This is a genomic window from Actimicrobium sp. GrIS 1.19, from assembly GCF_035984655.1.
Lineage (GTDB): Bacteria > Pseudomonadota > Gammaproteobacteria > Burkholderiales > Burkholderiaceae_D > Actimicrobium.
On sequence record NZ_JAXCHT010000052.1, the window covers coordinates 1 to 8,479 of the forward strand.

An 8,479-nucleotide genomic window follows, 5' to 3' on the forward strand; every position below is an offset into this window, starting at 1 on the left:
GATTTGGCTTGGATTGAAAGATGTTCATGTTGCTGTTCGAACGATGCGTGCTCTACGACGACTTGGCGATCAGACGACTTGTGTATAACGAGGTGTCCTTGACGAGCGTTTCGTCCAGAGTATGCGCCGTCGCCTTGTTCGTGACATAAATGGCAAAACTGCCAGCCGCGCTCAGTGCCAACGCCATGATTACAACGAATCCAAAGCCGACGGCAAGGCGCGTGCTGATCTTGAAATTTGAAAGCGTTATTTCCCGCTCCAAAGAAATTTTAAAAAAAGATATAAAGTAATAATTATTTTTGATGTATCTTTTATTTGAACCAAAAGCATTGTTGATTGATGCGTTGTCGCCCGTTGTAGTCAATTCTTATAAATTTTCAACTCCATCACATGTCTGCTCGCCTGGCACCTGGCGTTTGTTCTGCCAGCCCCGGGACGTGCATTTCCATAAAATCCTGACTGCCGCAAAAATGCTGGGCCGATCGTCGGCGTTGCATCCGTTGGGGTTTTCTATCCTGTCGGGGGCGCGTCATGTGGCGCCCTGCACCGCGGACAGGCGTCCAGCGCGACGTCGCCCAATAACTCGCGACAGGGAAAATCGCGATCGACAATGTCGCACCGTGGCACGCACTATTTTCCGGGCTCAATCTTCGTTGGCGTCTTGGATCCTGGTGGCGCGGCAGACGACCTGTCGTGCATGTGCGTGGGTAACACGGGCCACTCCTGAGCCGTCTTGCAAGACGCCGATGTGAACTTGACACGAAGCGCATTTCTCACCGGGCGAGAGAAATACACCACCCCCGAAGATACGACGCGTGCCAGCCAAAAACGCAACGATGCACAGGCACGCAACCCGACAAAAATTTTTTGGACCAACACGGGTATCTACACTATTTGTTGTCTGATGGTAATGGCATGAAACCGTCTTGGATATTGCACCTTGGTATAACAAGGCATGGTTCCAAGGCGGCGCAAAGCCTGGATTTTGATTCGGGCGCCAGGCGACTGCGGCCACGCCATGGTGGCGCCGGAAAGGTTTCTCGGTGCCAGGATGACTTGGATTTGCAGTCACCAGCCGTCAACAATCATCCGTACGTTATATTGCGCCGTGCAAACAGAATGCCTCGATGGATTCTGTGTATCAGCGGGGACGATGTCATGCGCACAAATTACAAGTCAGTAAGATAAGGAACCCACCCGATGAATCTGGATGTGCCGACCATAATCCTTCTAACGATCGTCAACACGACGGTGATGGGCGCAGGCCTGCTGGTGATTACCCGTGGCTCGCCCGGGCTGGTTCGCGGCGTGGCGCTGTGGGGCAAAGCAACATTGGTCCAGGCGCTGGGCTGGATCATCGTCGGCGCGCTGCGTGGTGTCATACCCGACGTCCTGTCCATTGTTGCCGGCAATGGATTGATTCTGCTGGCGTTTGCCTGGTACCTGATCATCATTGCGGACTTTGTTGGCACACGCATCGGCGCCACGGGCGTGCATGCCATCGTCGGTATCGAAGTGGCGCTATTGCTTTACTTTTCGGTCGTCGATCCGAACCTGACTGCCCGCAACGTCATCATTTCCGTCTGTACGTCAATCCTGACCCTCGGGTCGGCAATGCTCTTGTTCGCTGGTCGACCGGCGCGACAATCGGGCCAATTTTTTACAGCGGGCATCTTTGGCCTCTGCGGTGTTTTTATGGCAAGTCGGGCATTTTATTATCTCGCCTACAACCCTGACCCCGGCCAGGTTGCGTTCTCCCGGAACGGGATCAACGGCACTTCCTACTTGGTGTTTCATATCCTGGTCGTCTTGCTCTGCTTCGGCTTCACCCTGATGTGTAGCGATCGCAATGCTTCGCAGGCGCGGAAGGCCGAGAAGGCGTCGCTTGAGGACAAGAATTTCGCGAAAAGCATTGCGGAGAATACGCCCGGAATGGTGGGGTACTGGACCCGCGATCTGCGTTGTTCCTTTGCAAATCAGGAGTATGTCGACTGGTTCGGCCGCACCCCCGAGCAAATTCTGGGCACACGATTGCAAGACTTGTTGGGGCCGGCCGTATTCCTGACGAATCTGCCGTACGTCCAGGGCGCCCTGGCGGGTGAAAAGCAGCAATTCGAACGCACGTTGACCAAGCCGAATGGCGAGGTGGGCGACACGCTGGCCCGGTACATTCCGCACCTGATCAATCATCAGGTGGCGGGATTTTTTGTCTTCGTGACAGATATTTCGGAGATCAAGACCGCCTATAACTTTTTGCGGAAGAGCGAAGCACGGAATCAAGCGATGATCAAGGCGATTCCTGACCTGGTCTTTACGCATGACCGTAATGGAGAATGCCTGTCCGTCCACACATCCGATCCAAGGCAATTAGACATGGCGCCCGAGCAGGTCCTTCACCGTCGTATCACCGACATCCTTCCGCAGCCGGCAGCACGTGTCTTTGCGGACGCAATCTCCGCAGCGTTCGTCTCGGGATTGCAGGAAGTCCGATATCGACTCCCGATGCCGGATGGGCAAGAACATGTGTACGAGGCGCGTGTCGTACCCAGTGACGCCGATACCGTGCTGTCATTGGTACGCGACATTACCGATCAGGAGCGCGACCGGCGAAACAGCGAAGAGTATGCGGCACTGCTATCGAGCCGCCTTGAATTGAACGAAGCGGATCTGCAGGAAAACGAGAAGATGCTGGCCCTCGCAGGCGATGCGGCCGGCCTTGGCATGTGGACCTATGATGTCTTGCGGGATGAATTCCTGGTGTCCCGGCAATGCCGGACAATCCTGTATTTTTCCCCCGACCAGTCGATAAACATGGCCACGTTCACCAGCAACATCGTGCCAGAGGATCGTCCGCCGTTCGTCGAGAATTTGGAGGTGGCGGATGCTCACGATGCCTATTATGAAAACAGCTATCGGATCATGTTGCCAGATGAAACCATACGATGGATAACAACGCGTGCGCGCATCGAGTTCGGCGCTGATGGAAAGGCGCGGCGGATCCGCGGCGCCTCGGTCGACATCACGCAGCGCAAACAGGCCGAAATTGAAACGGGACAACGGCAGCTGGAACACACCTACCTCTCGCGCCTCGCCTCGCTCGGCGAGTTGTCCGGTGCGATGGCACACGAATTGAATCAGCCACTCATGTCGATTCTCGCGAATGCGGAAGCGGCGCAACTCTATTTGGCACAGAGCGGTGATCGTCATCCGGAACTCGACGAGATCCTGCAGGATATTGTGGACGAGGACATCCGTGCCGGGGAAGTCATTCACAGCCTGCGAAAGATGTTTGGCAGGCAGGAAATGGTGGTGAAAGCGCACGACATCAATGCGCTGCTGCTGGATGTCGCCCGGCTGGTGCGCAATGAATTGGTCCGTCAGCAGGTGTCTGTGCAGACGGAGTTGGCCAGCGGACTGCCTTCGGTCAATGTCGACGGCGTTCAGATCAAGCAAGTGCTGATTAACCTGATCACCAATGCCTGCGATTCAATGAATTCGGACAAGACCATCAACCGCACCGTCATTCTGCGCACGGCATGGGATGAGGACGATCACCTGCGCGTGTCTGTCATTGACCACGGGCCCGGTATCGGCGATACCGGCAGCGAGAAGATGTTCAGTCCTTTTTACACCACCAAGGAGGGAGGAATGGGTCTCGGCTTATCCATTTGCCGCAACATCATCGTTGCCAATGGCGGCCGTCTATGGGCCGCCAATGGCATCGACGGCGGCGCCAGCTTTCAGTTTGCCCTGCCGATCATGACCGCGAAAAACACATGAACGATCCAGCCACCGTCTTCCTCGTCGACGATCAGGCCAGCGTATTAAAAGCGATGTCGCGCTTGATGCGGCTGGCGGGTTTTAAAACGGCCGTGTTCAGCTCTGCAGCAGAATTTCTCGATAGCGATAACGCCGACGCGTTGGGTTGCCTGGTGCTGGATCTCTCCATGCCGGGAATGAGCGGAATGGAGCTGCATCAGGAGCTAGCGAGGCGGTCAAGCCGCTTGCCGGTCATTTTCTTGACCGGGGATGGTGACATCGGCACCAGTGTCCAAGCGATGAAACTCGGCGCCGTTGATTTCCTGACCAAGCCTGTCAAGAGTGCGACGCTGCTCGCCGCCGTGCGCGAGGCCATCGAAAAAAGCCGTCGAATCAACGCGCACAACACCGCTACCGAAAAAATACACCTGTGCATGGCCCGTCTTACCGCGCGCGAGCGCGACGTACTGGGGCTTGTCCTGTCCGGAAAGTTAAACAAGCAGGCGGCAGCGGCGTTAGGCACCGTCGAGCAAACCATCAAGGTTCACCGCGCGCGGGTCATGAAGAAGATGGAGGTCACCTCGGTGGCGGAACTGGTGCGCTTGATGGAGCGGAAGAATAGCCGTATCGAGTAGCCCGGGCAGCGGCGCCAAATACGCCTGCGTGGCGGCGCTACGTCCCGAATCTCCAACATTCAACGCTCGGTGACCAGTCGTCTGCGCAGAAGCCTGCGCGTTATGACGGCAACCCAGAATTAAGACCGGACCTTGGTAGAAATTTCTGACGTTGCTGGTTTTTCTTTTGGTGCCTTCTGACTTGCGGCACCGCTACAACCTTGGACCCCTAACACCACGGTCCCAAATCAATCAAAGTAGCCACTTATCGAGCTATCCGATAAAGCGTTGTCATCATCATCATGGGGTTGAACGCAAGGGCGCAACGGCAAAGACAGCGTCATCGGTGGCGACAAACACCTTGTCACCTACTTCCGGTGCGATGGCAAAGCCCCCGGTGAAGGCGCCAAACGATGGCAGGATCATGCGCTGCGGCCCCAGCAAAAAACAAGGCAGACGCAAGCTGTCGCCGCGTTTTGACAGCCTGAAGACCGGATGGACGTGGCCCGCCATCACGTAGGTACCGGGCAGCTCGGCGGGATGGTGGCAAAACGTGAACGGGCCATGGCGGTGCGGTTCATCGACCACGCCAATGCCCCAGTGCGACGGTGGATCGCCGGCGTGCAGGTCGTGATTGCCGCGCACCAGAATCAGTTGCACAGCCGGATGTTGCGCGCGCCAGGCTGCAATCGCAGCCATCGTAGGCGCTGCCCGCGCCGTTTTCGCATGCAGAAAATCACCCAGAAAAAGCACGGTTGCCACCTCATGCTGCGCCAGCAGGTAGGTCAGCGCCTGCAGATTCTGCGCCGTGGTGCCATGCGGGACCGACACGCCCTGCGCCCGGAATGCGGCAGCCTTGCCAAGATGGATGTCGGCAATGATCAGCATCCTTTCGCGCGGCCAATAGACACACCGTTGCGGCAGCAAATGCAGGGTTTCTGAAGCGACGATTTGAATCACGGGCGAATTCTACTCCGGCGACGCTCGCGCCAGCGTGTCGCAGTCGAGGCTGCCATTGGCGGGATCAGGTGGCGGTCCGGACTCGGTCCCGGTCGGTCAACGCGTCCTGTTCCAGTTGCCTGACCATGCGTGCGACCCGATCGGACAATTTTTCGGTGCTCAGCATTTCGCGAAAGCGTTCGACCATCAGGGGAAAACCGAACGGCGTGGCGCGGCGCGTCACGAAAAACGCCAGTTCACGCTGTTGCAGTTCGACCAGCGTAGCGCGCAGCCGGGTCAACTCCAGCTCCTGCTCCAGCACTTCCTGTTGCGCCTGGGTAAGCAACAAATTGCCGCTGTCGTATTTGCGAAATACGTCGTAGAACAAACCTGACGATGCCTGCAACTGCCGCGTGCTTTTTGGCTGGCCGGGATAGCCCTGGAACACCAGTCCGGCGATGCGCGCGATTTCACGAAAGCGTCGACTGGCCAGTTCCGCGGCGTTCAGGCTGGCGAGCACGTCCTCGAGCAGATTGTCAGAGGCAAAGACATCGACCTGCGAGAGCAACGCCTGCCAGTCGAACGGCTCGCCGCACAGCAGTTCGAAGCCATAGTCATTGACGGCGATCGAGAAGGTGGCGGGTGCTCTTTTTGCGACGCGAAAGGCGATCAGCGACGCCAGCCCGATGTGCACCGACCTGCCGGCAAACGGGTAGACGAACAGATGCTGGCCTTCGCGGCTATGGTGGGTTTCCAGCACCAGCCGGCCGGCATTGGGCAATGCGGACCAGCGCTGCTGCAACTCCAGCAACGGGCGAATCGCCTGCATCTCCGGTCCCTGGTACTCGCCGCGCGAGGCCTCCTGCATACGGTCGAGCATCGCATGGGCAAGCTCGGACGACATCGGCATCTTGCCGCCGTTCCAGCGCGGCACGGCGCCCTTTTTGGTGGTCGCGCGTTTGACCAGCGCGGTCATTTCGTGGACCCGGATAAACTCCAACATGCGGCCACCGAACAGAAAATTGTCGCCTTTCTGCATCCGTGAGATAAACGACTCTTCGACGGTGCCGATCCTTCCGCCGCTGAGGAATTTGACCTGCATCGACGCATCCGCGACGATCGTGCCAATGCTCATCCGATGACGGCGGCCCAGACCACTATCCGGCACGCGATAGACGCCGTCCTGATCCTGTAGCACGCGTCGGTATTCGGGATAGGCGGTCAGGCTCTGCCCACCGTGCGCGACGAATCCGAGCGCCCACTCCCATTCCTCTTGCGTCAGATGGCGATACGACCATGCAGTGCGCACTTCCGCCAGCAACGCGTCCGGGCGAAAGCCACTGCCAAGCGCGATTGTCACCAGATGCTGGACCAGGACATCCAGCGGCTTGTCGGGCGCGTGCCGTGTTTCGATACTGCGGAGCGCGATGGCGCGTTTGGCGGCGGCAGCTTCCAGCAGCTCCATGCTGTTGGTCGGCACCAGCGTGATGCGCGACGGCCGACCCGGCGCATGTCCGCTGCGGCCGGCGCGTTGCAGCAGCCGCGCCACGCCCTTGGCGCTGCCGATCTGCAATACCCGCTCGACCGGCAGAAAGTCCACGCCCAGATCCAGACTCGATGTGCATACCACCGCTTTCAACGCCCCCTGCTTGAGACCGGCCTCGACCCACTCGCGCACCGACTTGTCGAGCGAACCGTGATGCAGCGCAATCACACCAGCCCAGTCCGGGCGCGCCGCCAGCAGATTCTGGTACCACAACTCGGCTTGCGAGCGCGTGTTGGTAAACACCAGCGTGGTCGCATGCGCTGCGATCTGGTCGATCACCGGCTGCAGCATTTGTAGTCCGAGGTGGCCGCTCCATGGGAACCTTGCAGGATGCTCCGGCAACAGCGTGTCGATCAGGATGGATTTGCGCACGGCGCCTTCCACGATGACGCCCGTGGCCTCGCCCAGCAATGCGGATTGCGCCTGCGCCAGGTCACCGAGCGTGGCAGACAGCCCCCATACCAGCAAGCCAGGCCGCCATTGGCGCAGTCGGGCGATGGCCAATTGCGTCTGCACGCCGCGCTTGTTGCCCATCAATTCGTGCCACTCGTCGACGATCAGCATGTCGAGCCCGCCGAAGCGCTGCGCCGCATCGGCCTGCGACAGCATCAGGCTGAGGCTCTCCGGCGTCGTGACCAGCGCGGACGGCAACTGGCGCTGCTGGCGCGCCCGCTCCGCCGAGGTGGTGTCGCCGGTGCGCATGCCGACAGTCCACCCTGGTTGCAGGTCGGCCAGCGGCGCCTGCAATGCCTGGAGCGTGTCGGCAGCGAGCGCGCGCATTGGCGTGAGCCAGATCACGCGCAGGCCGCGCGGCGGCTTTTTTTCTTTCAGCGCGCGCGACAGCGCGGCAAACCACACGGCGTAGGTCTTGCCCGATCCGGTGGTCGCATGCAGCAGCCCGGACTGGCCCTGCAACGCCGCCTTCCAGACCGCTTTTTGAAACGGAAAAATTTTCCAGCCGCGTTCGGCGAACCACTCGGTCGGCGTCACGCCAACATGCCGAGCAGTGTTTGCAGGGTATCGGCTTCGTCCACCGCTTTATCCTCGCGCATGCGCAACATGCGCGGAAACCGTACCGCCAGGCCAGCCTTGTGGCGACTTGAGCGCGCAATGCCTTCGAACCCGATTTCAAACACCATGGTCGGTTTGACGCTGCGCACCGGGCCAAATTTTTCAATCGTGGTGCGACGTATTCTGGCGTCGACGGCGGCGATTTCGACATCCGTCAAGCCGGAATACGCCTTCGCGAATGGCACCAGTTTGCGGTTGCCGACGTCGTCGCTGTCCCACACGGCGAAGGTGTAATCGGTATAGAGCGAGGCGCGGCGACCGCTGCCGCTCTGGGCATAAATGAGCACGGCATCGACGCTGAACGGGTCGACCTTCCATTTCCACCAGGTGCCGACGTCCTTGGTGCGACCGACCCCATACTGCGCCTCGACCGCCTTGAGCATCATGCCTTCGACGGCGCGCACGCGTGACTCGTCACGCAATGTCGCCAGCGCGGCCCAATCGGCAGCAACGATTGTTGGCGCCGACCGAAAACTGACCCACTTGTAGGCGTTGTGCCGACTGAAAACTGACCCAGGTGTTCTACTACTCCTGCCTAATTATTAGGCGG

6 protein-coding genes and 1 pseudogene are annotated in these 8,479 nt (G+C 59.1%); 3 read left to right on the forward strand and 4 right to left on the reverse strand.

The annotated features are described in order from the left end of the window. Positions 1 to 52: 52 nt before the first annotated feature. Complete coding sequence (locus RCH09_RS18970; protein ID WP_326942711.1) at positions 53 to 364, reverse strand: hypothetical protein; 312 nt, start codon at positions 362 to 364, stop codon at positions 53 to 55. 369 nt (positions 365 to 733) lie between these two features. Here RCH09_RS18970 and RCH09_RS18975 point away from each other — a divergent pair, with 369 nt between their 5' ends. The 3 genes from RCH09_RS18975 to RCH09_RS18985 all read left to right on the forward strand — a co-directional run bounded on the left by RCH09_RS18975 (position 734) and on the right by RCH09_RS18985 (position 4,394). Continuing rightward, positions 734 to 919 carry a hypothetical protein gene (locus tag RCH09_RS18975; RefSeq protein WP_326942712.1) on the forward strand — a complete coding sequence of 62 codons (186 nt, stop codon included), beginning with the start codon at positions 734 to 736 and terminating at the stop codon, positions 917 to 919. Positions 920 to 1,200: 281 nt separating this feature from the next. Continuing rightward, on the forward strand, positions 1,201 to 3,780 hold the full coding sequence (locus RCH09_RS18980) for a PAS domain-containing sensor histidine kinase (protein ID WP_326942713.1): 2,580 nt from the start codon (positions 1,201 to 1,203) through the stop codon (positions 3,778 to 3,780). Continuing rightward, the gene (locus RCH09_RS18985) at positions 3,777 to 4,394 is read left to right on the forward strand and encodes a response regulator transcription factor (protein WP_326942714.1); all 618 of its coding nucleotides are present in this window, start codon (positions 3,777 to 3,779) and stop codon (positions 4,392 to 4,394) included. Before RCH09_RS18980 ends, RCH09_RS18985 begins: the two co-directional genes overlap by 4 nt. A gap of 279 nt (positions 4,395 to 4,673) precedes the next feature. Here RCH09_RS18985 and pdeM read toward each other — a convergent pair whose 3' ends face one another. From pdeM to RCH09_RS19000, 3 genes and pseudogenes are all read right to left on the reverse strand, one after another. After that, positions 4,674 to 5,333: a ligase-associated DNA damage response endonuclease PdeM gene (gene pdeM / locus RCH09_RS18990; RefSeq protein WP_326942715.1), complete on the reverse strand. Its 660-nt coding sequence runs from the start codon at positions 5,331 to 5,333 to the stop codon at positions 4,674 to 4,676. A 64-nt stretch (positions 5,334 to 5,397) separates the two neighbouring features. After that, positions 5,398 to 7,848 carry a ligase-associated DNA damage response DEXH box helicase gene (locus RCH09_RS18995; protein WP_326942716.1) on the reverse strand — a complete coding sequence of 817 codons (2,451 nt, stop codon included), beginning with the start codon at positions 7,846 to 7,848 and terminating at the stop codon, positions 5,398 to 5,400. Beyond that, positions 7,845 to 8,393 (reverse strand): annotated as a pseudogene (locus RCH09_RS19000) (ATP dependent DNA ligase); the annotation flags it as partial. The gene RCH09_RS18995 and the pseudogene RCH09_RS19000, both read right to left, overlap by 4 nt. Positions 8,394 to 8,479 lie beyond the last annotated feature (86 nt).